Raw genomic sequence first — 24,278 nt, 5'->3', positions numbered from 1 at the left:
AAAAGCCGCCCGAAAGGAGCGGCTTTTTTGTTAGTCGTGAATACTGCCTACTTTGAAGATGCCTTCTTCTTTTCGACGGTGACATTCACCTCAACCGTTGTTGGAGTGGCGGTATCCGTCAGCTGAACGGTCTTGGTGGCGGGTTCCTCGGTCCGTTTTTCCCCCATCCTGTTCCAGGCATCGAGGCCAGCGATCTTGTAGGCTTCAGCAAGCGTCGGATAGTTGAAAGTGTTCTCGACGAAATACTCGACGGTGCCCTTGAGGTTAAGCACTGCCTGGCCGATGTGAACCAGTTCGGTCGCACCTTCGCCGACGATATGGACACCCAACAAGCGCCGCGTCTTCAGCGAAAAGATCAGCTTCAAGAGGCCGCTATCGAGACCCATGATGTGGCCGCGCGACGTTTCTCGGAAGCGGGCGACACCGCATTCATAAGATATGCCGCGCTCCCGCATCTCTTCCTCTGTCAGGCCGCAGGTGGAAATTTCCGGCACGGCATAGATGCCATAAGGGAAATATTTCTGCGGCTCCTTGGCCATCGCGCCGACTGCGACACGGGCCGCGATCCGCCCCTGTTCCATCGATGTGGAGGCAAGGCTCGGAAAGCCGACAACGTCGCCGGCGGCATAGATGCCAGGCACGGAGGTCTCGAAGGTTTCCGGGTTGACGCGAAGTCGGCCCCGGCTGTCGGCATCCAGTCCCGCGGCCGCGAGGTTCAGCGTATCGGTCGCACCAACGCGTCCGGCTGCATAGAGCACCATGTCGGCGACGATCCTGCGGCCTGTGTCCACCGTCACGGCAACCTTGCCATCCGCCAGTTTCTCCACCTTCTCGGCCTTCTGCCCGAGCAGAAGCTTCATGTTGCGGTCACGCAGCTGATAGGTGAAGTCTTCAATGATTTCCTTGTCGATGAAATCGAGAAGCGTCGATTTCGGATCGATGACGGTAACCGCAGCGTCCAGCGCGGAAAAGATCGTCGCGTATTCGATGCCGATGACGCCGGCGCCTATCACCACGATCGAGCGAGGGAGATTGTGGATCTCCAGCAATTCGTCGCTGTCTAGAACCGTCTTGTTATCGAAGGGAATCGATTCCGGACGATAGGGGCGGGTACCGACTGCCAGAAGGATGCTTTTGCCCGTGACGTGAACGGTGTCGTCGTCATCCTTGACGATCTGCATCGTATCCTTCGAGACGAAGCTCGCCTTGCCGCGAATATGCTGAACCCGGTTGCGGGCGAACTGATGTTCCAGAACGTCGACTTCATGGTCGAGCGTGATGAGCAGGCGGCGGCGCAGGTCTTCTGCGCTGATCTCCTGCTTGACCCTGTAGGAGCGGCCGTAAAAGCCCCGTTCTCGCCAGCCGGAAAGATTGAGCGCGGTTTCGCGCAGTGTCTTCGACGGGATCGTGCCGGTATGAACCGATACGCCGCCGACGCGCCGACCTTGCTCGACGACGAGCACCTTTTTGTCGAGCTTTGCCGCCTGGATGGCAGCACGCCGTCCGGCCGGTCCGCTGCCAACCACGATGAGGTCGTACTGGTGCATGAAATTCTCCGTTTGGAACCCGCTGGTCTCGCCAGCCAAAACAACCAGACCTGATCTACACGACTATTCTAAAATTCTGATTGCATGCGGCAATTTTTCGAAAATGACAAAAGACAACTGCGTGAGCAAGGCCCAAGCCTGTCTAAGAATACGACTATTGTGCGGTGCAGCGATGATGGCTTTCGAGTGATGCCTGTGGTTATCGGTCGTTTCGCGCGGTCTTGAGCAGCTGCCTGACGCGCTCGGCATCGGCTTCGGTCATCGGTGTGAACACGACAAGGCCGAGATCCGGCCGGCCATCGACGGTAAAGGAGGAATATTCCATCATCAGGTCGCCGGCGATCTCGTGGCGGAAATGCTTCGTTCCGGCTCCGTAATTCTGGATGTCGTAATTCTGCCAGATCGCACTGAACTCGGGGCTTGCCTGGCTGAGCTCTTCGACCATCGCCTGCAGAGCTTGCGCAGGTGCCGCCTTGATCGCTTCGGCACGGAAAGACGCGACCGCCGAGCGAGCGTCCCGTTCCCAGTTGACCATATGTCCGCGAACCCGTTGGTTGCAAAAGATCAGCTTCAGAATGTTGCGTTCTTCCGGTGGCAGGAGAGCGTAATCGGTCATGACCACGCTTGCCGCGGCATTCCAGCCGACGACGTCCCAAAGCGCGGTGCGCAGTACGGCTGGGCTAAATGTCATTGCGTCCAGAACCCGCTGTAATTGCGCTGATATGGGCTCAAACGGCTGGTGGCGTATTTCAGGCGGCCGATGCTGCGCCAGCAGGAAAAGATGTTCGCGTTCGGCGCTGGTGAGCGCCAGCGCCTTGGCGAGCCGGTCCAGTACATCGCTCGACGGTGAGCCACCGCGGCCCTGTTCCAGCCACGTATACCATGTGGCGCTGACATTGGCGCGCTGAGCAACTTCTTCGCGCCTCAGCCCCGGCGTGCGGCGGCGTGTTGCTTCGATACCAAATTCCGCCGGATCGAGCTTTGCCCGGCGATCCTTCAGGTAGCTCCCAAGCGGATTGTCGTCCCGCGCTTTGTCGATCGCCTCTGCCATTGTCGTCAGCCTGTTAGTCCCGATACGGGTATAAGGTCACGGCTTTTATCGCCCGCATCCGGATCATATTCGACATCCGTCAACATGCCAGCATGAGGGTTTCATATGCGTGTCTTTGTTACGGGTGCAACGGGTTTTGTCGGTTCCGTCGTCGTTCGGGAGCTTGTTTCTGCGGGTCATCAGGTTCTCGGCCTGTCTCGCTCCGAGGCCAGTCATGCTTCGTTGCAGGCTGCCGGAGCCGAGGTGCATTCTGGGTCTCTGGATGATCTTACCAGCCTTCAGGCCGGAGCTGCTGCGGCCGATGCGGTGATCCATACGGGTTTCAACCACGATTTTTCCAGGTTCAAGGAGAACTGCGAGGCGGATCGACCGATCATAGCGGCCCTTGGTGACGCGCTCGCCGGATCCAATCGTCCTTTTCTGGTGACATCCGGCACGGGCCTGCTTCAGCTGGGGCGGCCGGCCACGGAAGACGACCTGCCGAATGTCGGCTCATCCGTCATTCCCCGTGTCGCGACTGAAGAGGCCGTGGCGGCAATCGCTGAGCGCGGCGTTAAAGTCTCTCTGATCCGTCTGCCGCCCTCCGTTCATGGAACCGGCGACCACGGTTTCGTCCCGATGTTGATCGCCAAGGCGCGCGATACCGGCGTCTCCGCCTATGTCGGCGATGGCGACAACCGCTGGCCGGCGGTCCATCGGTTAGACGCCGCAAACGTCTATCGTTTGGCGCTGGAGCGGGGAGCACTTGAGCCGCGCTACCATGCGGTGGCGGAAGAAGGTGTCCCGTTCAGGCAGATTGCCGAGTTGATCGGCCGCCGTCTCGGCGTGCCGGTCGTCTCCAAAAACCACGAAGAGGCCGCGGCGCATTTCGGCTGGTTCGCCCATTTTGCCAGCATGAATAGCCCGGCATCGAGCGCGAAAACAAAAGCGTGGCTGAACTGGAAGCCAACCCAACCCGGCCTGCTGGAAGATCTCGATCAGGACGCCTATTTCGCCGGCTGAAAACCGGGCGAGGGGTCAGATCAGCCTCAATCCCTTGAGGCTGGCATGGCCATCCTTGCCGATGATGATGTGATCATGAACGGTGATGCCGAGCGGTTTTGCCGTATCCACGATCGTTTTGGTCATGTCGATATCGGCGCGTGACGGGGTCGGGTCGCCGCTCGGGTGATTGTGGACGAGAATGATGGCGGTGGCGGAAAGTTCCAGCGCCCGCCGCACCACTTCGCGCGGATAGACCGGCGTGTGATCGACCGTTCCCTTGCCCTGGATTTCATCGGCGATCAGCGCATTGCGCTTGTCGAGAAACAGGATGCGGAACTGCTCGCGGGATTCATAGGCCATGGCCGCATGGCAATAATCGATCACGGAAGACCAGGAAGAGAGAACCTGCTTTTCACGAATCTCGCTGCGCAAAATCCGCTGGCCGACCGTCGCAACCAGTTTCAGATCGAGCGCGACGCTCTCGCCGATCCCCTTGACCTCCTGCAGCAGGCTTGTCGGGGCGCCAAACACGCCTGCAAGCGAACCGAAACGGGCCAATAGCGCTTTCGCGAGAGGTTTGGTGTCCCGGCGCGGGATCGAGCGGAACAGCAGAAGTTCGAGGATTTCGTAGTCGGCGAGCGACGTATCGCCATGGTCGCGGTATTTGTCGCGTAACCGCTCGCGGTGCCCGAGATAATGCTCGGCGGCTCCGGGCAGCTGATCCGCCTTGAGCGGCGGCCGTTTTCCCACATGTTCGGCAAAATAACCGCGCTCGTCGGCGAACAGGTCGTCGCGGCCCGTCTCCTCGGCTGGTTCATGCGAATCTTGCGAGGAGGCGGGGCGCTTGTTCATGGATCAGCTTTCGAGCGGCGGAAGTCCGGGGCGGTCGAAACCACCCGGCGAAAGGGTGAAGATCTCGCAGCCCGTGGCGGTAACGCCGATTGCGTGTTCGTATTGTGCCGAAAGCGACCGGTCGCGGGTCACCGCCGTCCAGCCATCGGCAAGAACCTTCACATGCGGCTTGCCCAGATTGATCATCGGCTCGATCGTGAAGATCATGCCCTCTTTCAATTCTGGCCCTTCGTCGGATCTGCCGTAATGCAGGATGTTCGGCGAATCGTGGAACAACTGCCCGACGCCATGGCCGCAGAAATCGCGCACGACGGAGCAGCGCTCGGCTTCCGCATAGGTCTGGATCGCTTCACCAATTGCGCCGGTGCGCACGCCGGGCTTGACGACGGCAATGCCGCGCATCAGGCATTCATACGTCACTTCCAGCAGCCGTTCGGCAGCACGCTTGATCTGCCCGACGGGATACATGCGGCTGGAATCGCCATGCCATCCGTCTAGAATGTAGGTCACGTCGATATTGACGATATCGCCTTCGCGCAGCGGCTTGTCGTCCGGCATGCCGTGGCAGACGACATGGTTGATCGAAGTGCAGACCGAATATTTGTAACCGCGATAGTTCAGCGTAGCGGGAAGCGCGCCGTGATCCATGCCGAATTCGAAAACGAACCGGTCGATCGCCGCGGTGGTAACGCCCGGCTTGATGATCGAAGCGAGTTCGTCGAGGCAACGTGCGGTCAGAAGACACGCCTTGCGCATGCTGGCGAAGTCGTCGGCCGTGTTGTAAAGGCGGATTGCACCCGTGTTTTTTTGGGGGGCGGAAACCGCCTCGATGTAATTGACCATCATATTTCTCTCAATCGTTCCCCCGTTCATAATGCAGCACGCCCGCCTTAGTCCATGGCGAACAATAACTCCGACTGCATTCCTCCCGGCAGGGGCTTCATTTCGATCAGATCCAGCGGTTCTATTCCTTCGGGAGAAACCGCGAATCTGAGTGCGTATGCCTCGACACCACGTTTCTGTGCCCGGGCGAATGCCGCAGCGTAAAACGGATCGAGGTCGGCGCAGATCGAGAAGCTTTGGCAATCCGGTCTCTGGATGAGGTAGATCATCACCGCCCGGTGACCAAGTTCCGCCATGTCGCCAAGTTCTTCCAGATGCTTGGCGCCGCGCTTGGTGACCGTATCGGGAAATTCGGCCAGTCCCGCCTGCCGACTGAAATGGACGTTCTTCACCTCCACATAGGCATCCGGCAGGCCGTCGCCTTTCAGCAGGAAATCGATCCGCGAATTGCGGCCGTATTTCTGCTCCCGTAAGATTGTCGGATAACCGGAAAGGCTGGGGATCAGGCCGGTGCGGATTGCTTCTTCAGTGAGTTTGTTTGGCATGCCGGTATTGACGCCGACTACCTCTCCATCCGCCTCGATCATCTCGAAGACATGCCGGTACTTGCGCGTCGGGCTGTCATGCTCGGAAAGCCAGATCCGCGATCCCGGCGTCGTCAACCCGCGCATCGAGCCGGTATTGGGGCAGGAGCCGGTAATCGGCGTTCCGTCGCCCAGAATGGCGTCGAACAGGAAGCGCTTGTAGCGCTGCACCAGCGTGGCGGGAATAAGAGGAGGGTGAAAACGCATGAGAAGTCCGTCAGGCGCGCGCCAGAACATAGGTGCCGGGGGCGTCTCCAAGCGGTGACAGGGTTCGGTCGCCGGGAATGCGGGCCGGAACAAGGTCGGTATCCTGCGCTTCCACCCATGCCTGCCAATGCGGCCACCAGGAGCCAGCGGTTTCAGTCGCCTCCTTCAACCAGCCGTCCAGCGTATCTGCAGACTTGGCACCTGTGTCGCCTTGGGCCCAATAACGATACTTCGTCCGGCTCGGTGGGTTGACGACGCCGGCAATATGCCCGGAGCCGGAGAGAACGAATTCGACCGGCCCGCCGAACAGGGCGTTGCCGCGAAAGACGGAGCGGGCAGGGGCAATGTGATCTTCGCGCGTGGCGAGATTGTAGATCGGGATGCTGATGTCGCGGAGATCGATCGAGCCGCCGCCGAGCTTCATCTGGCCGGCAGAGAGCGCGTTGTCGAGATAACAGCTGCGCAGGTAATAAGCGTGGTTGGCGGCCGCCACCCGCGTCGAATCGGAGTTCCAGTAGAGCAGGTCGAAGGCCATAGGCTCCTTGCCCTTCAGGTAGTTGTTGACGACATAGGGCCAGATCAGCTCCGAAGAGCGGAGAAGGTTGAACGCCGCCGCCATCTGCGATGCCGCCATATAGCCGCTCGTCTTCATCTGTGCCTCGATGACGGCAAGCTGCTCCTCATCGACGAATACCTTCAACTCGCCAGCTTCGGCGAAATCCACCTGCGCGGTCAAAAGTGTGGCGGAGGCGATGCGCGCATCGTTCTTCTGCGCATGCCAGGCAAGGGTTGCGGCAAGCAACGTTCCGCCGACGCAATAGCCGATCGCATTGACCTGTTTTTCCCCGGTTGCCTGTTCGGCCGTATCTAGCGCGAAATCGATGCCTTCGCGAATGTAGGATTCCCAATCCTTTGCCGCATGCTCACGGTCCGGATTGACCCAGGAGATGACGAAGACCGTATGCCCCTGATCGACACACCACTTGATGAAGCTCTTTTCCGGCGTCAGGTCGAGAATGTAGAACTTGTTGATCCAGGGCGGCACGATCACCAGCGGTCGCTTGAACACCGTCTCGGTCGATGGCGCATACTGGATGATCTCGCACAGTTCGTTGCGGGCAATCACCTTGCCGGCCGTGATTGCGAGATTGTTTCCGACAGAGAACTGGCTGGCATCCGTCTGGCGCAACCGCAAATGCCCGCCGCCGGCAATCACGTCTTCGGTCAGCATCCGCATGCCGGTGACGAGGTTCATGCCCTGGCTTTCCACCGTTGCGCGCCAGACCTCCGGATTGGTCATCGCGAAATTGCTGGGTGAAAACGCGGCTGTGAACTGCCGGACATAGAATCGGGCCTTGTATCTAGTGATTTCGTCCAGCCCCTCCGCCTCGCTCACTAGCCTCTCGGCCCAGGTGGCGCTTGCAAGATAGATTTGCCGCAGGAAGGAGAAGAACGGGTTGCGATACCAGTCCTCATCGGCGAAGCGCCGGTCCTTGTTTGCAGCCATATCCGCCTCGGCGCTGTTTTCTTGCTGCCCGCCGGCCTGCTGAATGCTGCGCATCCAGATCTCGAAATAGGTCGACAGAAGCAATGTCTGCGCTTCGAGCATCCGCTTCTGGTCCGAAGTCCAGTATTCGGTGAGCGCCGACATGGTCTTGATGAAATCGCCGATCGGCCCGGCGAAAAGATCATCGGATGTCTCGCCGCGTTCACGCGGTCCGAGCCATTCGGAGGCGGCGCGACCCAGATTTTCGAATGCCCGCGCGGCATTCATCATCAGGGACTGGGGGTCCTTGATCGCATAGGCATCGAAGAAACGCGCATCGAAGCCCGGAAATTCCTGTCCGGAATGCCCGTGATCGTCGGACTTTTGCGCCAATCGCAGCCTCCCGTGCATGACCGTTGTTTTCATTTGTACATCGCGCCCGAAACCGAATACAAGTGCCGGAAAGGACGACGATGGCGGATCACCGCCCGCGTCAGGGTCGGACAGGGTCCGATGACGGCATTGACGGAGATGGGGCAGGCCATGGGAATTCTAAAGCGCGGGATCGGATGTTTGTCTGTCGCGGCACCTCTGGCTCTATTGCCGCTGCTGGCCTCCTGCAACAGCCAGAGCTTTGCGCTTGACGACGGTATCCCCAACACCGCGCCGCCGGCCGTTATTTCTCAGTCTAAGACTGAACGCGCGCCGGGTCCGCTGGCCAAGAAGGATACCGGCACCTATCCAACCTTCGATCGCACGCTTCTCGCCGCCAACGAGCAGATCGAGGACGAGGATTATAACAAGACCGAGCCTCGTATGGCAGCACTTGCTCGTGCTCGCCGCAGCGGTTCGATCAGCGAAGCTGAATACAAGAAACGCGTCGCCGAATATCGCAAATTGGCCACTGAGCATGGCACTGACGCGCTGAACACCATCTCGAAGTAACGGGTCGCCTCTCTTAGCACTTGCCTTTCGTCCTGTTTGGCCGCAAAGCAATCGGATGCGACACATTGATGTCGCTCAATTGCTGCTTCGTGCGCCAATGGGAAGAGAGATGGAAGAGTTTCATAAAGTCCGCAGACTGCCGCCTTACGTTTTCGAACAGGTCAACCGTTTGAAGGCCAGCGCGCGAGCGGGTGGCGCGGACATTATCGATCTCGGCATGGGCAATCCCGACCTTCCGACACCGAAGGCGATCGTCGACAAGCTGTGCGAAGTGGTTCAGGACCCGCGCACCCACCGCTACTCGTCCTCCAAGGGCATTCCGGGGCTGCGCCGCGCTCAGGCCGCCTATTACGCTCGCCGATTCGGCGTGAAGCTCAACCCGGATACACAGGTCGTTGCGACCCTCGGCTCGAAGGAAGGCTTTGCCAACATGGCGCAGGCGATTACCGCGCCTGGCGATGTCATCCTTTGCCCCAACCCGACCTATCCTATCCACGCCTTCGGCTTCCTGATGGCAGGCGGCGTGATCCGCTCCATGTCGGTAGAGCCGGACGACAGCTTCTTCCCGCCGCTTGAGCGCGCGGTAAAGCACTCGATTCCCAAGCCGCTGGCGCTGATCATCAACTATCCGTCCAACCCGACGGCCTTTGTGGCGAGCCTCGATTTCTACAAGGACGTCATCGCATTCGCCAAGAAACATGACATCATCGTGTTGTCTGACCTTGCCTATTCCGAGATCTATTTCGACGACAACAATCCGCCGCCCTCGGTCCTTCAGGTTCCGGGTGCGATCGATGTCTGCGTTGAGTTCACCTCGATGTCGAAAACTTTCTCCATGCCGGGCTGGCGGATGGGCTTCGCCGTCGGCAACGAGCGCCTGATCGCAGCGCTGACGCGTGTGAAATCCTATCTGGATTACGGCGCGTTTACGCCGATCCAGGTTGCTGCAACCCACGCGCTGAACGGCGATGGCTCAGATATCGCGGAAGTCCGCAATGTCTACAAGCGCCGCCGCGACGTGATGGTCGACAGCTTCGGCAAGGCCGGTTTCGAAGTGCCGCCGCCGGCTGCCACGATGTTCGCCTGGGCAAAGATCCCGGAAAAGTTCCGTCACCTCGGCTCGCTTGAATTCTCCAAGCTTCTCGTCGAAAAGGCTGACGTTGCCGTCGCTCCGGGTATTGGTTTCGGCGAAATGGGCGACGATTACGTTCGCCTCGCACTCGTTGAAAACGAGCATCGGATCCGCCAGGCGGCCCGTAATATCAAGAAGTTTTTCTCGACCGTCGACGAGACGATGCACAACGTCATTTCGTTGAATACGCACCGCTAAGTCGGTCATCGACCGTCATAATCCTCAAGCGGCCCGTTCGTGGCCGCTTTTTCAAACATCGGGAATGCGAAATGGCAGACGCCCTCAAAGTCGGCATCGCGGGTCTTGGAACCGTGGGTGCTTCGCTGGTCAAGATCATCCAGACACGTGCCAATGAACTGGCCGTGACATGCGGACGAGCGATCGAGATCACTGCCATTACCGCCCGCGACCGCAACCGTGACCGTGGCTTCGACATGTCCGGCATGGCATGGTTTGAAACACCGGAAAAGCTTGCAGCCGAAGCCGATATCGATGTCTTCGTCGAATTGATGGGCGGCGCCACGGGTGCTGCTGCCGATTCCGTCAGGATCGCGCTGGAGCGCGGCCTGCATGTGGTGACCGCCAACAAGGCGCTTCTGGCGGCCTCAGGCGTCGAGCTTGCGACGATTGCCGAAGAAAAGGGCGCGCTCCTGAATTTCGAAGCCGCCGTTGCCGGCGGTATCCCGGTCATCAAGGCGCTGCGCGAGAGCTTGACGGGTAACACTGTCTCGCGCGTCTATGGCATCATGAACGGCACCTGCAACTACATCCTCACCAAGATGGAGAAGGAAGGCCTTTCGTTTGAGGAGTGCCTGAAGGAAGCCCAGCGTCTCGGTTATGCCGAGGCCGATCCGGCCTTCGATATCGAGGGTAATGACACGGCCCACAAGCTGGCGATCCTGACGACGCTCGCCTTCGGCACGAAGATCGCAGCCGACGAGATCTATCTCGAGGGCATCACCAACATCTCGATCGACGACATTCTGGCCGCTGCCGATCTCGGTTACCGCATCAAGCTGCTCGGCGTTGCCCAGCGCACCGAAAGCGGTATCGAACAGCGCGTTCATCCGACCATGGTGCCGCATGACAGCGTGATTGCGCAGGTCGACGGCGTCACCAATGCCGTGGCGATCGAATCTGATATCCTGGGTGAACTTCTGATGGTCGGCCCCGGTGCCGGCGGCAATGCGACGGCCTCGGCCGTGCTCGGCGATATCGCCGACATCGCCAAGAGCCAGCCTGGTGCGCAGCGCGTGCCGGTACTCGGCACTCCGGCAGTCGCACTTGCTCCCTACCAGAAGGCCCGGATGCGCAGCCATGAAGGCGGCTACTTCATCCGCCTGACGGTTGCCGACCGCACCGGCGTTTTTGCCAGCGTCGCGGCCCGCATGGCGGAAAACAACATTTCGCTGGAATCGATCGTCCAGCGGCCGAAGCCCGCACAGACGGACACCTCCAAGACGATCATCCTCGTCACCCACGCCACGACCGAAGCATCGATCCGCAAGGCAGTCGAGGGGATCAAGCAGGAGACCTATCTCGTCGGCGAGCCGCAGGTGATCCGCATCGAGCGGCCCCGCGCATCCTGAAAAATCTCGGGCCGGCTGCGTAACAACAGCCAAGAACAAGAAGCCAAGGCGTAGCGTGTAGACCTGAAGCGGCGACGCGCTTTGGCCCTATTTTAGTATTTTGTGAAAATATTCCCGAATGACAGTTTGATGACTGGTCGCAGGGAGAAAATCGCCGTACACTCTCCTCATTCACCATCGCAGGAGGAGGCGTTTGCGTGATGTCTATTGACATGAGTGACGGCCTTTACGGCCAACCCAAGCGTCACAGCGGGCACAGCAGTGTGCCGTATCTGAAGCTTGTTTATTCGTTCAACGAGGATTTGGTTGGTGAAGACGATGGCGAGCCTGAAAGGGCAGGTTCATTTGTTGTCGCTATCCTCGCTGTTGCATCGGCGTCTATGTTCGCTGCAGTGTGGTTGTTGATTCACAACTGGCTTTGACGCGAAAGCATTTCCGCTTCTGCACGTCGTCGGCTATGGATAGCCGATGACGACAAAGACATTTACCGCTTTAACGCCCCAGGAACCCGCGGATCCCGTCCAGAGGGCATTTCTAGGAGTGGAGCGGTCTGCATCCGGGCAGCGCTGGATGTCCAGGCTCGATCAGGCAGCGCAGAACCGTGCGCTGGCAATCGCCCAGATCCATGGGATTCCCGAGATCATCGCCCGTGTTCTTGCCGGGCGTGGCGTGTCTTTGGACGACGCTCCGGCCTTTCTTGATCCGACCATCCGCTCGCTGATGCCCGATCCATTGACGCTGACGGATTGCGACAAGGCTTCGGCGCGAATTCTCGAAGCGATCCGCCGGCGCGAACGTGTCGCTATATTCGGCGACTATGACGTCGATGGAGCATCGTCCTCAGCACTTCTCTATCGTTTCCTGAAGCATTTCGAGATCGATGCCGAAATCTACATTCCTGACCGCATATTCGAAGGCTATGGCCCGAATGTTGCCGCCATGGAACAGTTGATCGCACGCGGCGCGAGCCTGATCGTCACCGTCGACTGTGGTTCGACTAGCCACGAATCGCTTGCGGCCGCCGCGGCGAAGGGATGTGACGTGGTGGTGATCGACCATCACCAGGTAGGAACCGAGCTGCCGAAAGCAGTCGCGCTCGTCAATCCCAATCGCGAAGACGATTTGTCGGGGCAGGGGCATCTATGCGCCGCCGGCGTGGTGTTTCTTGTTCTTGTCGCCACCGCGCGTCTTTTGCGTGAAGCCGGAGACAAGCGAGCGGCAAATCTAGATCTTCTTGCGTGGATCGATCTCGTGGCGCTCGCGACCGTGTGTGATGTTGTGCCGCTCAAGGGGTTGAACCGAGCTTACGTGGTCAAGGGGCTGATTGCGGCCCGCCATATGACCAATCTCGGCCTCGCGGCACTTTTCAGGAAGGCTGGCCTATCGGGACCGGTTACGCCTTATCATTTTGGCTTCCTCATCGGTCCGCGCATCAATGCCGGCGGACGCATCAGCGATGCAGCGCTCGGCAGCCGCCTACTGACCCTCGAAGACGGCGTGCAGGCAGAGGAAATCGCAGCCCGCCTCGATGAACTCAACCGGGATCGTCAAGCGATGGAAGCGGCGATGCTTGCCGAAGCGGAAGCCGAAGTGCTGGCCGAATACGGAGACGGCGAGGGCGCCAATGTTCTGGTCACCGCACATGAAGGCTGGCATCCCGGCATCGTCGGTCTGCTTGCGGCTAGGCTGAAGGAGAAGTTCAAGCGCCCCGCTTTCGCGATCGCCTTCGATTCGCAAGGGAAAGGCACCGGCTCCGGCCGCTCGATCAATGGTTTCGACATGGGCCATATGGTGCGGGCGGCCGTGGAAAGCGGTCTGCTGGTGAAGGGTGGCGGTCATGCCATGGCAGCGGGCCTCACCGTCGAGCGAGCCAAACTCGGGGCGTTGAGGGCATTTTTCGAGGAGAGTGCCGCCTCGCGCGTGCCGTCTCTCGTCTCAAGCCACTCATTGAAGATCGATGGCGCTCTGTCGGCATCAGGAGCAACCCTCGACCTTTTCGATCAATTGGAAAAAGCCGGGCCCTATGGCTCCGGTCATCCGCAGCCGATCTTCGCCATCCCCTCCCATCGTTTGAGGGATGTCCGTCCGGTGGGCACTGCTCACATCAAGATAACACTGGAAGCAATGGACGGCTCACGCCTGGACGGGATCGCTTTCCGTGCCGCAGATACACCTCTGGGCGACCTCCTGATGAAATCACGCGGCCTGCAAATCCATGCCGCCGGAAGCCTGAGCGCAGACTATTGGCAGGGCAGTCGACGGATACAGTTGCGCCTGCTGGATGCAGCATTGGCAAAATGATTTTCCGATTTTTGGATAAGGAAGTGGCACGCCCTAGGGGAGTCGAACCCCTCTTTTCAGAATGAAAATCTGACGTCCTAACCGATAGACGAAGGGCGCGTGCGGTGAGCGCTCTCATAGGGGGGAAGAGGAGATATCGCAAGCGAAAAATGCGTGTCTTCGCCATCTTCTGCGGAAAAAAACAGAAATATCCACAAAACCGAATAGGCTCTTTTGAACAACGACTTGGCAGAGAGGAAGTGGCACGCCCTAGGGGAGTCGAACCCCTCTTTTCAGAATGAAAATCTGACGTCCTAACCGATAGACGAAGGGCGCGTGCTGTGGCGCCCTTATAGGGGCGTCGATTAAAGACCGCAAGCGCAAAAATGCACTTTTCAAAGGTCAAATTAAGAAAAATTCCAAACTGCCATCAGATGGTAATTGGGTAATTCTAACAATGACTTGGCGGAGGGGGAGTGGCACGCCCTAGGGGAGTCGAACCCCTCTTTTCAGAATGAAAATCTGACGTCCTAACCGATAGACGAAGGGCGCGTGCTGAGGTGCCTTATAGAGAGGGGATTTCTTTCCCGCAAGCTGCAAAACGATGTTTTTTGCAAAAAAAATGACAAGCGGTAAAAACTTGTATGAAACCAGAGAAGGGCTCGTGAAATCAGCAGCTTATCATGTTTCCATTGACGTCGTTGCCACAAGCGACGGGTGTGCCGGTGCTGAATACGCTGCGCGTCATTGCGTTCACGCCGCCAGCCGGCATGGCTCTTGCTGCAGGATAGGGGGAATCGAGCGCAGTCGAGCCGGTCGTCATTGTCGCCGCCATTTCCGGGCCAGCCGCCTGGGCGTGCCCTGAAAAGATGCTTGTATTGCCGGCACGCACGCCGGTCGGCTCGGTTACCGCGCCCGCGATCGATGCCTGAAGGGGCGAATAGGTCTGTGTCAGTGCGTTGTGGGTGGGCGTGCCGCCAGCAGTTGCCCGCATGCCCATAGCCTGCGTTCCCTTCTGGGGGATCTTGCGGCCATGCGCGGTTGTCACCATCGGATCGACATAAGCGCTTTGGGAGCCTGTTGTCGCGGTCTCGCCCCTTGCGAGCATGTCGACCGCCGCCGCGGCGGTGTCCGCCTGGCCCGCATCATCTGCCTCGGCCACTTTTTTTGTCGTGGCGCAACTTCCGAGCAGGGTGATCAGAATTCCCGTCAACGCAATCTGCCTGATGACGGTGCCTGTGGCGGAACGGGGAAAATGGCTGGGAGATATGGTCGTCAACGCTCTGGCCTTCCGGCTGGTGAGAAAGATTGAAGCCGCGAATCGCGTAGCGTCAATCATTACCTTCAAGCTTGCGTGGACCCTGAGTGGTTGACGGCGACACGAAATGCGCCGCCGTCAAAAGTCATTACCAGCTGCCGATATTCGGCATCGAGGCCCATGGCTCAGCAACCGGAAGATTGCCGCCTTTTTGGAGGATTTCGAATGAAATGCCATCGGGAGAACGTACAAAGGCCATGCGGCCTTCGCGCGGCGGCCGGTTGATGGTCACGCCGTTCTTCTGCAGATGCTCGCAATATTCATAGATATTGTCGACTTCGTAGGCGAGATGGCCGAAATTGCGGCCACCCGTATAATCCTCGGTGTCCCAGTTATAGGTGAGTTCCAGGCAAGGTGCCTGATTGGCTGTCGCCTGATCGATATCGTCGCTTGCCGCTAGGAAAACCAGGGTGAAACGGCCCTTTTCGTTTTCAATTCGGCGGACTTCTTTCAGGCCGAGCAGAGTTGTATAAAAATGAAGGGAGGCATCCAGGTCTTTGACCCGGACCATAGTGTGGAGATATCGCATTTGGATCCCTCGATTTAAGCGTTTTCGCCATCTTCGATATGGAACAGCCGCCAGCCTGGAGCAAGCCACCGCGAATAGAAAGGACGTGAATAAGAAGAACACGAGACTTGCGCTGGACGGTTGGCGCAATGTTAATCTATCCTCTAAGAATCAGTTAACCGTCATGTGTGGCGCGTAACCGAGGGGCCGACAGGTATGGCAGACAGAATGTCATCGAAGGGCATTGCCAGTTTCGAAGAATTTGCGGGTGAACCGGTTGATCTGATCGAGATCACCGGCGTCGTGAAATGGTTCGACGTGGCCAAGGGCTTCGGGTTCATCGTGCCGGACAACGGCATGCAGGACGTGTTGTTGCACGTGACCTGCCTGCGCCGCGACGGATACCAGACCATTCTCGAAGGCACACGCATCGTGGCGATGATCCAGCGACGCGATCGCGGCTATCAGGCCTTCCGCATCCTTTCCATGGACCAGTCGACGGCGGTTCATCCATCGCAGATGCCGCCGGTACGCACCCATGTGCAGGTGACGGCGACGAGCGGTCTTGAACGCGCGCTGGTCAAGTGGTTCAACCGCACCAAAGGGTTCGGCTTCCTGACCCGCGGCGAGGGCACGGAAGATATCTTTGTTCACATGGAAACATTGCGACGCTTCGGCCTGACCGAGTTGAGGCCGGGTCAGGTCGTTCTGGTGCGCTTTGGACCTGGCGACAAGGGGTTGATGGCAGCCGAAATCCATCCTGATAACGTCGTGCCCACAAACCGGTCGCATTGATGTTTGCAACAGTTCGGTCAGAAACCAGGAATGTTATGAAAGGCGCCTTGATGGCGCTTTTCTTCGTTTTTGCCGCCGCCGGCGCGTCATCGCAGACGGCGCAGGCGCAACAGGATGTGGTTTTTCCACGATCCGAGCTGTCCATTCGCACCGCCGGCGGCAAGACTTATCCTTTCACGATCGAACTTGCGCTCAACGACGCGCAACGCGAACACGGCCTGATGTTCCGCAAGCAGATGGACACCAATCACGGTATGCTCTTCGATTTCGGAGCGGAACGTCAGGTGTCCATGTGGATGGAGAATACGGTTCTGGCGCTCGATATGGTCTTCATCCGGACCGACGGGTCGATCGCCCATATCCGTGAAAACGCAGTCCCTTTTTCTCGCGACATCATCGATTCGCGCGGCCCGGTGAAATACGTGCTGGAACTCAATGCCGGCCGCACCAAAGCCCTCGGCATCAAGGTCGGCGACAAGGTAATCGGCAAGCCTTTGCACAATGGCGGCTGACTGCTGAGTTCGCGGAAACCGCTTTAAAAAACCATCGTGAGCGTAACTTAAAGACAGTCAACTCAACACGTTGCGGCTGTTTCGCACCAAAACGGGTTGAGATGAGCGCCTAAGCGCTTTAGAGCAGATGATTTTTTGGGAAATAAATGGTCGGAGTGGAGAGATTCGAACTCCCGACCCTCTGGTCCCAAACCAGATGCGCTACCAGACTGCGCTACACTCCGTGCCAAGGTGAAGGCGAGATACACGGTTCCTGGGCAGGCCGCAACTGCAAAAATAGACATTCTACAAGACAGGATACGTCAATCTGCGGATACCAGGATATTTTCGGCTTATAAGCGCAAATCTTCTGCCCGATAATGACGCGTTACCAGGGCTGTTCGGATACGGTCTGCTTTGTTTGCAGAAAGAAAGAAGTGACAGAATTCGCCGCGCCAGTCCCGGTCCGCCGCCTCGGTCCGGTGGGTGGTGGGCGAATTCTGTTAGATAAATCTAATGTAAAATGCGATCAAATCCAACCTTGCCGCGCACCAAAATCTCTTCGATGAAAATTCTTGATGACAATCATGGTTTTCGGTTGGTGGTTTTTGCGCGGTCGGTCATCTAAGAAGGATTGTCCTTCGATCAACGGATACCCGCCATGCCTACATTGCTTTCCGTGAACCTGAATGCCATTGCCATGCTGCGCAATCGTCGTGATCTTCCATGGCCGAGCGTCGAAAATCTGGGGCGCATCACACTTCAGGCGGGCGCTTCCGGCCTGACGGTTCATCCCCGGCCTGATCAGCGGCATATCCGCTTCTCTGACCTTCCGACGATTCGGGCGTTGATTGATGACGAGTTCCCTCATGCGGAATTTAATATCGAGGGATATCCGAGCGAGGATTTTCTCGCCCTCTGTGAAAAGATCGAACCTGAGCAGGTTACGCTTGTGCCTGATGACCCGTCTCAGGCAACGTCCGATCACGGGTTTGATTTTCGCCGTGACGGCGAGATGCTGAAGCCGATTGTCGCGCGGCTGAAAAAGGGCGGCATGCGGGTGTCCCTGTTTGCCGATGGTGATGGAGACCTTGAGGCTGTAAAACTGGCAAAGGCCACGGGGGCCGATCGTATCGAGCTTTATACCGGTCCGTATGGCGGCTGCTTCGACGATCCGCAGAAGGGCGCGGACATTCTTGTCGATCTGGGCAAGACTGCGGATGCTGCAATCGCTCTTGGTCTCGGCATCAATGCCGGCCATGATCTGACGGTTGCCAACCTTCCGGCGCTGGTCAAACGTATCCCGAAACTGGCGGAAGTCTCGATCGGCCACGGCTTGACGGCCGATGCCTTGGAATTCGGCATGGCGGAAACCGTCCGCCGCTTCCGCCACGCCTGCGGCCAGGCGGTCTGAGGTCTGCATCCTATCGGATCACTTTGAATTGGATCGGTGATATGCGCTCAGCGCATTTGTTCTTGAGGATTATCAACCTAAGTCACTGTTAGCGCGGCTCCACCGTTGAGGTTGGAGCCTGCGTCAATTGAAGCTGCCAGAAGAAAGGGCGCTTACAGTGACCAAGCATAGGATTGTCGTCGTCGGCGGTGGTTTTGGAGGGATCCAGACCGTTCATGGGCTCAAAGGCAGCTCCGCCGATATAACCCTGATAGACCGGCGCAATCACCATCTGTTCCAACCGCTTCTCTACCAGGTCGCGACGACATTGCTCGCAACCTCGGAAATCGCCTGGCCGATTCGCAGGCTTTACCGCGATCGGAAGGATGTCACCACCATTCTGGATGAGGTTGTCGACGTTGATACGGAGGCCAAGCTTGTTCGCCTCCAATCCGGCCGCGCTATCCCTTATGACACGCTCGTTCTGGCAACCGGCGCACGCCACGCCTATTTCGGCCGCGACGAATGGGAAAAGCTCGCCCCGGGCCTCAAGACGCTGGAAGATGCAACGACGCTGCGTCGCCGTATCCTGCTTGCCTTCGAGCGCGCAGAACTTTCGGAGAAGACGGCCGACCGCGATGCGCTATTGACCTTCGCCATCATCGGCGCCGGTCCGACCGGCGTCGAGATGGCCGGCACGATTGCCGAACTCGCCCAGAAAGTTCTGCCGCCGGAATTCCGCAGCATCGATACGACAGCAACGAAGGTGATACTGATCGAGGCCGGCCCGCGGGTTCTGGCAGCCTTCTCCGAGGATTTGTCGGCTTATGCGAAATCAGCGCTGGAAAAGCTTGGCGTCGAAGTCAGAACCGGGAAGCCTGTAACTGCGATTACCGAGGAGGGGGTCACGGTCGGCGAAACCTTCGTGCCTTGCCGTACGGTCATCTGGGCGGCTGGCGTGCAGGCATCTCCCGCCGCACAATGGATTCGTGCCGAGGCCGACCGGGCGGGGCGTACCATTGTTGGTCCCGATCTTTCTGCCGCACACGATCCGAACATTTTCGTCATTGGTGACACAGCGTCGGTCAAACAGGACGATGGAAAGCCTGTTCCCGGTATCGCGCCGGCTGCCAAGCAGCAGGGCGCTTATGTGGCCAAAGTCATCAAGGCGCGTCTGGCTGCCAAGCCTGCGCCGGCACCCTTCAGGTATTTCCACCAGGGCAGTCTTGCGACGATCGGAAAACGAGCCGCTGTCATCGATTTCGGCAGGATAAAGCTTAAGGGCGGGCTTGCCTGGTGGATATGGGGGCTCGCCCACATCTACTTCCTGATCGGCACGCGATCACGGCTCGCCGTCGCCTGGAGCTGGTTATGGATCTATCTTTCGGGCCAGCACAGCGCTCGCCTGATAACCCAGAAAGAGACGCTGAAGGACGAGGCGTGATCCGGCGATCATCATGCTCGGGCCTGTCCCGAGCATCTACTGCCGCCTCAGCAGCTGCAACGCAGACAGACCCTCGTCGAGAGGCGAGGGTGGCGCCGGATAAACAGCACCTCCGGATGTGTATTAAACAACGACGCCGGTGCGCGCCGTGTTGAGCGTCAGCTTGCGCTCGGCGCGCTCCTGTTGCGGCGAGCGGTTATAAACCTCGCGATAGCATTTGGAAAAATGCGAGGCGGAAACGAAGCCACAGGCGACCGCCACTTCGACTACCGGCATGGAGGACTGCACAAGCAGATGGCGGGCGCGATCCAGTCTGATTTCGAGATAATACCGTGCCGGCGAACGGCCCATTTCCTGGCGGAACAGCCGTTCGATCTGCCGACGGGATAGGCCGGCATCATCGGCGATCTCGATGAGCGACAAAGGCTCCGCAAGATTGTTTTCCATCAGCTCGATGATCGAAAGCACCTTGGAATTCTGTACCCCGAGACGCGCGCGAAGCGGTAGGCGCTGACGGTCATGCGGGTTGCGCACCCGGTCGGTCAATTGCTGTTCGCAGACCCGGTTGACGAGGTTGTCGCCAAAATCCTGGCCTATCAGGTTTAGCATCATGTCGAGCGACGCCGTGCCGCCGGCGCAGGTATAGAGATTGCCGTCGACCTCATAGAGATCGGCATAGACCTCTGCCTGCGGAAAGGCTTCGGAAAAGCCGGGCAGATTTTCCCAATGGATCGCGCAGCGCTTGCCGTTGAGCAGGCCCGCCTGCGCCAGGACATGCGCTCCGGTGCACAGGCTGCCGACGGCGATTCCACGATTATAGGTCTCGCGCAGCCATGCATTGACTGACTTGTTGTTGAATTCCTCGACATAGATACCTGAGCAGACGAGAACCATGTTCGGTCGGTTTTCGCCGCTAAGATGACGTCTTTCGTCTGCCAGCGACGAATTGACTTCTATACCTATCCCGCTCGACGAATATACCTTTTCGCCATCGGCGGAACAGAGCCGCCAGCTATAAGCCGAATAACCGAGCATGCGGTTGGCAATCCGCAGCGTTTCGATCGCCGCCGAAAACGGCAGCATGGTGAAGTGTGGAACGAGAAAGAAGACGATCGTGCGCTTCTTTACCTGTGGCTTGCTGGTCAGATCCATTGTCGTAGTTCCCCTTGCCGCCGCTTGATGCGGTCTTGCATTGCTTCAAAAGCGACACTCGCATGGATGCTATTCTTGAGCAGAGCTTTTGACGACAGGGAAATGGCATTTTTGCGACATCTAGGCGTCGCACTGGTGATAGGTTCCTGGCTTTTCCTGCATTTTATCAAATTGCCGGAATGCGACATGGTCCGCAGCGTCTGGCTGGCGGACCATGTCTAGGGTTCATATCTCTGTATCGCCGGAACTATCCGGCTCGTATAGCGGGTCGACCCCGGGATGGACATCACTTGCCGATCGTTGTCGGCCAGCCGATGTCCTTGCGGATTTCCTGCGGAAGTCCTTCCAACATGCGTTCCGTCTTGCGGCGGTTCCAGGCTGCAACCGCACGGTCGAACAGGGAGATGACCTGCTGCGGGTGGGAGGTCTGAGGCTTTGATGAGGCGCCCAACCGGCGCTCGTCGAGATAAGTGATAGTCGTCATTTCGCTTGCTCCTTGGATTTCGTTCAGATTTTCGGCGGCTTCCTTCTGGGAGGGAAAAGGCCAATCCATCAATCGATCGGATGGCTGTCGCACGTCTTATGAAATTCTGTTTTGCAACGACGCCTGCTTCCGATGTTTTGCAGTATCCGCCCTGTTTGACTTTCAATCAAACGAAATGATATGGTGCTTAAGTTCAGAAAATTTGATGGGTGCACCGATGACCGTACCGTTCAGAACGCCGCTGCCATTGCTTGATAATGATGTCCTGCGCACTTTCGTCGCCATTGCCGAAACCGGCAATTTCTCGACAGCTGCTGATGTCGTACTGCGAACACCCTCGGCAGTCTCGATGCAGATCAAAAAGCTGGAAGAGCAGTTGAAGTCGACGCTTTTTCTGCGTGATGCCCGTTCTGTGACGCTCACCCAGAACGGCGAAGTGCTTTTATCTTATGCTCGACGCATGCTGGCATTGTCCAATGAGGCGGTGTCGCGCTTCGTAATGCCGGAACTGTCGGGCGTCGTACGGCTCGGCGCACCGGACGATATCTCCGAAAGGTTGCTGCCAAAGATCCTCAAGGATTTCGGCGAGCATTTTCCCGGCATCATGGTCGACGTAACTGTCGATCAGAGCACGCTGTTGCGCAAGCGTATGGAGGAACAGCGGCTTGATCTGGCACTGATCAACTGCGCCACCCGCCCGTTTCCGACCGGTGGCGAGATTATTCACACGGAAAAACTCGTCTGGGCCGGCGCCAAATGCGGCAATGCCTATCTGCGCGATCCGATTCCCATCTCCGTTTGGGAAGAAGGCTGCGTCTGGCGCAATGATGCAATCGCCCAGCTGGATAAACAGAAGCGGCCTTACCGGATCGCCTATGCCAGCGCCCACACGATGGCACAGCGTGCTGCAGTCGTTTCCGACCTGGCGATCGCGCCGTTCCCGCTGTCCTACATTACCGAGGACATGCAGATTCTCGGGCCCAAGGAAGGCATGCCGGATCTCATCACGTTCGATATTCGTCTTTTGACCGCGCCGAATCTCTCCATTCCGGCCAAGGCGGTTGCCGAGAGCATCAAGGATGCCTTCAGTTCGCTGGATGCCGTCGCGGCCTGAGTTACATCATTTCAAGATAATATCCGGCGCCGTTCACGTATCACGCGAGCGGCGCCTTCTGCGTCCGCCATCCGCACCTGCATCCGCCAACATCTTTCGTTCCGGCAGAGTGACGACCATCCTGAGGTTGGGGAACGCATCGACTTTGTTCGGCAGAGCCATGGCCGCGACGAAGTGTTCCTGGAATTTAGGCTCCAGTGCAGTTTCGATCTTCTCGATCTTGCTGACCGTTTCTTCGATTTCCCGGCGATAATCGCGATTGAGCAGGCACATGCGCGCGCCGGTTCCCGCCGCGTTGCCGACGGCCTTCACCTTTTCAAGGTCACAGTCGGGGATGAGGCCCAGCACCATCGCATATTTGGGGTCGATGAACGTGCCGAAGGCTCCTGCAAGTCCGATCCGGTCAAGATGGCCGGCGCCCTGCTTGTCCATCAGAAGTTTTACGCCGGCATAAAGCGCCGCCTTGGCAAGCTGGATCGCCCGCACGTCATTCTGCGTCACTGTGATCCGCGGCGTCCCGTCATGCAGCAGGTAGGAGAAGGTGCGGCCGTTTTCGAGAATACGCTGGCTGCGCGCGGCGAGCCCGCCATCGACAACGCCATCCTCCGAGATGATCCCCGCAAGATACATTTCGGCGATCACCTCGATGATGCCGGAACCGCAGATTCCGGTTACGCCGATTTGCGCCGCCGCTTCAGCAAACCCCGGCTCGTCCGACCATGGTTCGACGCCGATCACGCGGAAACGCGGTTCAAGCGTGACCGGGTCGATCCGCACCCGTTCGATCGCACCCGGCGCTGCACGCTGGCCCGATGAAATCTCGGCGCCCTCGAAAGCAGGGCCGGTCGGCGAAGATGCGGCAACGACACGCGTCCGGTTGCCGAGCACGATTTCCGCATTGGTGCCGATGTCGACCAGCAGCATCATCTCGTCCTGCCGGTGCGGTCCTTCGGATAATGTCGCCGCCGCCGCATCGGCGCCCACATGCCCGGCAATGCAGGGCAGAAGATAGGTCCGCGTACCGGCAGTCATCGGCAGGCCGATTTCCGAAGACTTCACCTCGACGGCACCTGAGACCGCCAGCGCAAATGGCGCGCCACCCAGTTCCGTCGGGTCAATTCCAAGAAACAGGTGATGCATGATCGGATTGCCGACAAAGACGCTGTCGAGAATGTCCGCGCGTGAAATGCCACCGTCGGCACACACCCGGTCGATCAACCCGTTCAGAGCCTCACGCACGGCATCGGTCATCGCTCCGCGCCCGTCCGGGTTCATCATCACATAGGAAACCCGGCTCATCAGGTCTTCGCCGAATCGGATCTGCGGGTTGGAGGTGCCGGCAGACGCGACCGTGCGGCCGGACAGAAGCGACGACAAATGCATGGCGATCGTTGTCGAACCGATGTCGCAGGCGATCCCGTAAGCCTCGTTCTTCAGCCCCGGATAAAGGGCGATCAGGCGAGGGCGTTCGTCCTCGCGATCCTTGTGGATCGCCGCCGTCACCTTCCACTCGCCTTTGCGCAGGATCTGCTGCACCTGCGGGATGATATGGAAATCCACTTCGACATCGTCGAAATGCCAGTCGGTCGCGAGCGCCACTTTCAGCCGGTCGAGATCACCGAGCGGCTTTTCCATGTCGGGTTCCTCGACCTCGACATAACACATGCGCACTGCCGGATTGCGGTCGAACACCCGCTCGTCGGCTGCCTTGCGCACCACTTGCGCGTTGATGACCGTATCCTGCGGCACATCGATGACGAGATCGCCGAGGATCTGTGCCGAACAGGAAAGCCTGCGCCCTCCGGGCAGCCCGCGTACCCGGTCGTATCGATCTTCCTTCGGCCCGACTTGCGAGATGTGGTCGACTGACGAGATGATCCCATGTTTGGCGAAATTGCCTTCCTGCACCGAAATCTGGCAACGTCCGCAGGTCGCCCGCCCGCCGCACACGCTTTCCACATAGACCCCAAGCTGGCGCGCAGCATCGAGCACCGGCGTGCCGACCGCAAAGCGGCCACGCTTGCCGGATGGCATGAACAGGACGAGGGGATCTCTACGGGATGCGTCAGCCATTCTCGT

The 24,278-nt window shown here is 58.6% G+C and carries 22 protein-coding genes and 4 tRNA genes; 11 read left to right on the top strand and 15 right to left on the bottom strand.

Features of this window, described 5'->3' with window-relative positions:
• Positions 1-47 precede the first annotated feature (47 nt).
• Both sthA and GGE33_RS07785 read right to left on the bottom strand, forming a co-directional pair.
• Positions 48-1,547: a Si-specific NAD(P)(+) transhydrogenase gene (sthA, locus tag GGE33_RS07790; RefSeq protein WP_246435750.1), complete on the bottom strand. Its 1,500-nt coding sequence runs from the start codon at positions 1,545-1,547 to the stop codon at positions 48-50.
• A gap of 199 nt (positions 1,548-1,746) precedes the next feature.
• Positions 1,747-2,598 (bottom strand): helix-turn-helix transcriptional regulator, encoded by an 852-nt coding sequence (locus GGE33_RS07785; protein WP_183821849.1) that lies wholly within the window; start codon positions 2,596-2,598, stop codon positions 1,747-1,749.
• Positions 2,599-2,703: 105 nt separating this feature from the next.
• Here GGE33_RS07785 and GGE33_RS07780 point away from each other — a divergent pair, with 105 nt between their 5' ends.
• Positions 2,704-3,600, top strand: a complete 897-nt coding sequence (locus GGE33_RS07780; protein ID WP_183821847.1) for an SDR family oxidoreductase — start codon at positions 2,704-2,706, stop codon at positions 3,598-3,600.
• A 15-nt stretch (positions 3,601-3,615) separates the two neighbouring features.
• On the opposite strand, the gene radC is transcribed toward GGE33_RS07780, so the two are convergent.
• The 4 genes from radC to GGE33_RS07760 are packed head-to-tail and all read right to left on the bottom strand — an operon-like array spanning position 3,616 to position 7,947.
• Positions 3,616-4,434, bottom strand: coding sequence for a RadC family protein (radC, locus tag GGE33_RS07775; protein ID WP_183821845.1), 819 nt, complete (start codon positions 4,432-4,434; stop codon positions 3,616-3,618).
• Positions 4,435-4,437: 3 nt separating this feature from the next.
• Positions 4,438-5,277 carry a type I methionyl aminopeptidase gene (gene map / locus GGE33_RS07770; protein ID WP_183822447.1) on the bottom strand — a complete coding sequence of 280 codons (840 nt, stop codon included), beginning with the start codon at positions 5,275-5,277 and terminating at the stop codon, positions 4,438-4,440.
• 47 nt (positions 5,278-5,324) lie between these two features.
• Positions 5,325-6,068, bottom strand: coding sequence for a DNA/RNA nuclease SfsA (sfsA, locus tag GGE33_RS07765; protein WP_183821843.1), 744 nt, complete (start codon positions 6,066-6,068; stop codon positions 5,325-5,327).
• A 10-nt stretch (positions 6,069-6,078) separates the two neighbouring features.
• Positions 6,079-7,947 (bottom strand): PHA/PHB synthase family protein, encoded by a 1,869-nt coding sequence (locus tag GGE33_RS07760; protein ID WP_246435749.1) that lies wholly within the window; start codon positions 7,945-7,947, stop codon positions 6,079-6,081.
• On the opposite strand from GGE33_RS07760, the gene GGE33_RS07755 reads away from it, so the two are divergent.
• From GGE33_RS07755 to recJ, 5 genes are all read left to right on the top strand, one after another.
• Complete coding sequence (locus GGE33_RS07755) at positions 7,918-8,499, top strand: hypothetical protein (protein ID WP_183822477.1); 582 nt, start codon at positions 7,918-7,920, stop codon at positions 8,497-8,499. The genes GGE33_RS07760 and GGE33_RS07755 overlap by 30 nt on opposite strands.
• Before the next feature lie 109 nt (positions 8,500-8,608).
• Positions 8,609-9,829: an LL-diaminopimelate aminotransferase gene (locus GGE33_RS07750; protein ID WP_183821841.1), complete on the top strand. Its 1,221-nt coding sequence runs from the start codon at positions 8,609-8,611 to the stop codon at positions 9,827-9,829.
• Between the two features lie 71 nt (positions 9,830-9,900).
• Positions 9,901-11,220, top strand: a complete 1,320-nt coding sequence (locus GGE33_RS07745; RefSeq protein ID WP_148146443.1) for a homoserine dehydrogenase — start codon at positions 9,901-9,903, stop codon at positions 11,218-11,220.
• A gap of 200 nt (positions 11,221-11,420) precedes the next feature.
• Positions 11,421-11,642, top strand: a complete 222-nt coding sequence (locus GGE33_RS07740) for a hypothetical protein (protein ID WP_183821839.1) — start codon at positions 11,421-11,423, stop codon at positions 11,640-11,642.
• Positions 11,643-11,688: 46 nt separating this feature from the next.
• Positions 11,689-13,521 carry a single-stranded-DNA-specific exonuclease RecJ gene (recJ, locus tag GGE33_RS07735; protein WP_183821837.1) on the top strand — a complete coding sequence of 611 codons (1,833 nt, stop codon included), beginning with the start codon at positions 11,689-11,691 and terminating at the stop codon, positions 13,519-13,521.
• Between the two features lie 24 nt (positions 13,522-13,545).
• On the opposite strand, the gene GGE33_RS07730 is transcribed toward recJ, so the two are convergent.
• The 5 genes from GGE33_RS07730 to gloA form a co-directional block, all read right to left on the bottom strand.
• Positions 13,546-13,620 (bottom strand) — tRNA-Glu (locus GGE33_RS07730).
• 141 nt (positions 13,621-13,761) lie between these two features.
• A tRNA-Glu gene (locus GGE33_RS07725) sits at positions 13,762-13,836 on the bottom strand.
• A 141-nt stretch (positions 13,837-13,977) separates the two neighbouring features.
• Positions 13,978-14,052: transfer RNA gene (locus GGE33_RS07720), tRNA-Glu, on the bottom strand.
• A gap of 118 nt (positions 14,053-14,170) precedes the next feature.
• Positions 14,171-14,779 carry a hypothetical protein gene (locus tag GGE33_RS07715; RefSeq protein ID WP_183821835.1) on the bottom strand — a complete coding sequence of 203 codons (609 nt, stop codon included), beginning with the start codon at positions 14,777-14,779 and terminating at the stop codon, positions 14,171-14,173.
• A gap of 127 nt (positions 14,780-14,906) precedes the next feature.
• On the bottom strand, positions 14,907-15,347 hold the full coding sequence (gene gloA, locus GGE33_RS07710; RefSeq protein WP_183822444.1) for a lactoylglutathione lyase: 441 nt from the start codon (positions 15,345-15,347) through the stop codon (positions 14,907-14,909).
• Positions 15,348-15,542: 195 nt separating this feature from the next.
• Between gloA and GGE33_RS07705 the strand changes: the two genes are divergently transcribed.
• Entirely contained in the window at positions 15,543-16,121 is a 579-nt protein-coding gene (locus GGE33_RS07705) for a cold-shock protein (protein ID WP_148146447.1), read from the top strand.
• Positions 16,122-16,156: 35 nt separating this feature from the next.
• Entirely contained in the window at positions 16,157-16,633 is a 477-nt protein-coding gene (locus GGE33_RS07700) for a DUF192 domain-containing protein (RefSeq protein WP_183821833.1), read from the top strand.
• 147 nt (positions 16,634-16,780) lie between these two features.
• Here GGE33_RS07700 and GGE33_RS07695 read toward each other — a convergent pair.
• Positions 16,781-16,857 (bottom strand) — tRNA-Pro (locus GGE33_RS07695).
• Positions 16,858-17,273: 416 nt separating this feature from the next.
• On the opposite strand from GGE33_RS07695, the gene GGE33_RS07690 reads away from it, so the two are divergent.
• On the top strand, positions 17,274-18,026 hold the full coding sequence (locus tag GGE33_RS07690) for a pyridoxine 5'-phosphate synthase (RefSeq protein WP_183821832.1): 753 nt from the start codon (positions 17,274-17,276) through the stop codon (positions 18,024-18,026).
• 157 nt (positions 18,027-18,183) lie between these two features.
• Entirely contained in the window at positions 18,184-19,449 is a 1,266-nt protein-coding gene (locus GGE33_RS07685; protein WP_183821831.1) for an FAD-dependent oxidoreductase, read from the top strand.
• 123 nt (positions 19,450-19,572) lie between these two features.
• On the opposite strand, the gene GGE33_RS07680 is transcribed toward GGE33_RS07685, so the two are convergent.
• Positions 19,573-20,601 carry a GlxA family transcriptional regulator gene (locus GGE33_RS07680; protein ID WP_148146450.1) on the bottom strand — a complete coding sequence of 343 codons (1,029 nt, stop codon included), beginning with the start codon at positions 20,599-20,601 and terminating at the stop codon, positions 19,573-19,575.
• A 286-nt stretch (positions 20,602-20,887) separates the two neighbouring features.
• Positions 20,888-21,085 carry a hypothetical protein gene (locus GGE33_RS07675; protein WP_183821830.1) on the bottom strand — a complete coding sequence of 66 codons (198 nt, stop codon included), beginning with the start codon at positions 21,083-21,085 and terminating at the stop codon, positions 20,888-20,890.
• A gap of 175 nt (positions 21,086-21,260) precedes the next feature.
• Here GGE33_RS07675 and GGE33_RS07670 point away from each other — a divergent pair, with 175 nt between their 5' ends.
• Complete coding sequence (locus tag GGE33_RS07670) at positions 21,261-22,199, top strand: LysR family transcriptional regulator (RefSeq protein WP_373289340.1); 939 nt, start codon at positions 21,261-21,263, stop codon at positions 22,197-22,199.
• A gap of 33 nt (positions 22,200-22,232) precedes the next feature.
• On the opposite strand, the gene GGE33_RS07665 is transcribed toward GGE33_RS07670, so the two are convergent.
• Positions 22,233-24,272, bottom strand: coding sequence for an ASKHA domain-containing protein (locus tag GGE33_RS07665; RefSeq protein ID WP_183821829.1), 2,040 nt, complete (start codon positions 24,270-24,272; stop codon positions 22,233-22,235).
• Positions 24,273-24,278: the final 6 nt, after the last annotated feature.

Source organism: Aliirhizobium cellulosilyticum (genome assembly GCF_014198105.1).
GTDB lineage: Bacteria > Pseudomonadota > Alphaproteobacteria > Rhizobiales > Rhizobiaceae > Neorhizobium > Neorhizobium cellulosilyticum.
This window is presented reverse-complemented; position numbering and strand designations above follow the sequence as displayed.

What these genes read in the sequence shown, in the direction of transcription:
- sthA (WP_246435750.1), bottom strand. Translation starts at nt 1,547, where the DNA reads ATGCACCAGTACGACCTCATCGTGGTTGGCAGCGGACCGGCCGGACGG.
- GGE33_RS07785 (WP_183821849.1), bottom strand. Translation starts at nt 2,598, where the DNA reads ATGGCAGAGGCGATCGACAAAGCGCGGGACGACAATCCGCTTGGGAGC.
- GGE33_RS07780 (WP_183821847.1), top strand. Translation starts at nt 2,704, where the DNA reads ATGCGTGTCTTTGTTACGGGTGCAACGGGTTTTGTCGGTTCCGTCGTC.
- radC (WP_183821845.1), bottom strand. Translation starts at nt 4,434, where the DNA reads ATGAACAAGCGCCCCGCCTCCTCGCAAGATTCGCATGAACCAGCCGAG.
- map (WP_183822447.1), bottom strand. Translation starts at nt 5,277, where the DNA reads ATGGTCAATTACATCGAGGCGGTTTCCGCCCCCCAAAAAAACACGGGT.
- sfsA (WP_183821843.1), bottom strand. Translation starts at nt 6,068, where the DNA reads ATGCGTTTTCACCCTCCTCTTATTCCCGCCACGCTGGTGCAGCGCTAC.
- GGE33_RS07755 (WP_183822477.1), top strand. Translation starts at nt 7,918, where the DNA reads ATGCCCGTGATCGTCGGACTTTTGCGCCAATCGCAGCCTCCCGTGCAT.
- GGE33_RS07750 (WP_183821841.1), top strand. Translation starts at nt 8,609, where the DNA reads ATGGAAGAGTTTCATAAAGTCCGCAGACTGCCGCCTTACGTTTTCGAA.
- GGE33_RS07745 (WP_148146443.1), top strand. Translation starts at nt 9,901, where the DNA reads ATGGCAGACGCCCTCAAAGTCGGCATCGCGGGTCTTGGAACCGTGGGT.
- GGE33_RS07740 (WP_183821839.1), top strand. Translation starts at nt 11,421, where the DNA reads ATGTCTATTGACATGAGTGACGGCCTTTACGGCCAACCCAAGCGTCAC.
- recJ (WP_183821837.1), top strand. Translation starts at nt 11,689, where the DNA reads ATGACGACAAAGACATTTACCGCTTTAACGCCCCAGGAACCCGCGGAT.
- gloA (WP_183822444.1), bottom strand. Translation starts at nt 15,347, where the DNA reads ATGCGATATCTCCACACTATGGTCCGGGTCAAAGACCTGGATGCCTCC.
- GGE33_RS07705 (WP_148146447.1), top strand. Translation starts at nt 15,543, where the DNA reads ATGGCAGACAGAATGTCATCGAAGGGCATTGCCAGTTTCGAAGAATTT.
- GGE33_RS07700 (WP_183821833.1), top strand. Translation starts at nt 16,157, where the DNA reads ATGAAAGGCGCCTTGATGGCGCTTTTCTTCGTTTTTGCCGCCGCCGGC.
- GGE33_RS07690 (WP_183821832.1), top strand. Translation starts at nt 17,274, where the DNA reads ATGCCTACATTGCTTTCCGTGAACCTGAATGCCATTGCCATGCTGCGC.
- GGE33_RS07680 (WP_148146450.1), bottom strand. Translation starts at nt 20,601, where the DNA reads ATGGATCTGACCAGCAAGCCACAGGTAAAGAAGCGCACGATCGTCTTC.
- GGE33_RS07675 (WP_183821830.1), bottom strand. Translation starts at nt 21,085, where the DNA reads ATGACGACTATCACTTATCTCGACGAGCGCCGGTTGGGCGCCTCATCA.
- GGE33_RS07670 (WP_373289340.1), top strand. Translation starts at nt 21,261, where the DNA reads ATGATATGGTGCTTAAGTTCAGAAAATTTGATGGGTGCACCGATGACC.
- GGE33_RS07665 (WP_183821829.1), bottom strand. Translation starts at nt 24,272, where the DNA reads ATGGCTGACGCATCCCGTAGAGATCCCCTCGTCCTGTTCATGCCATCC.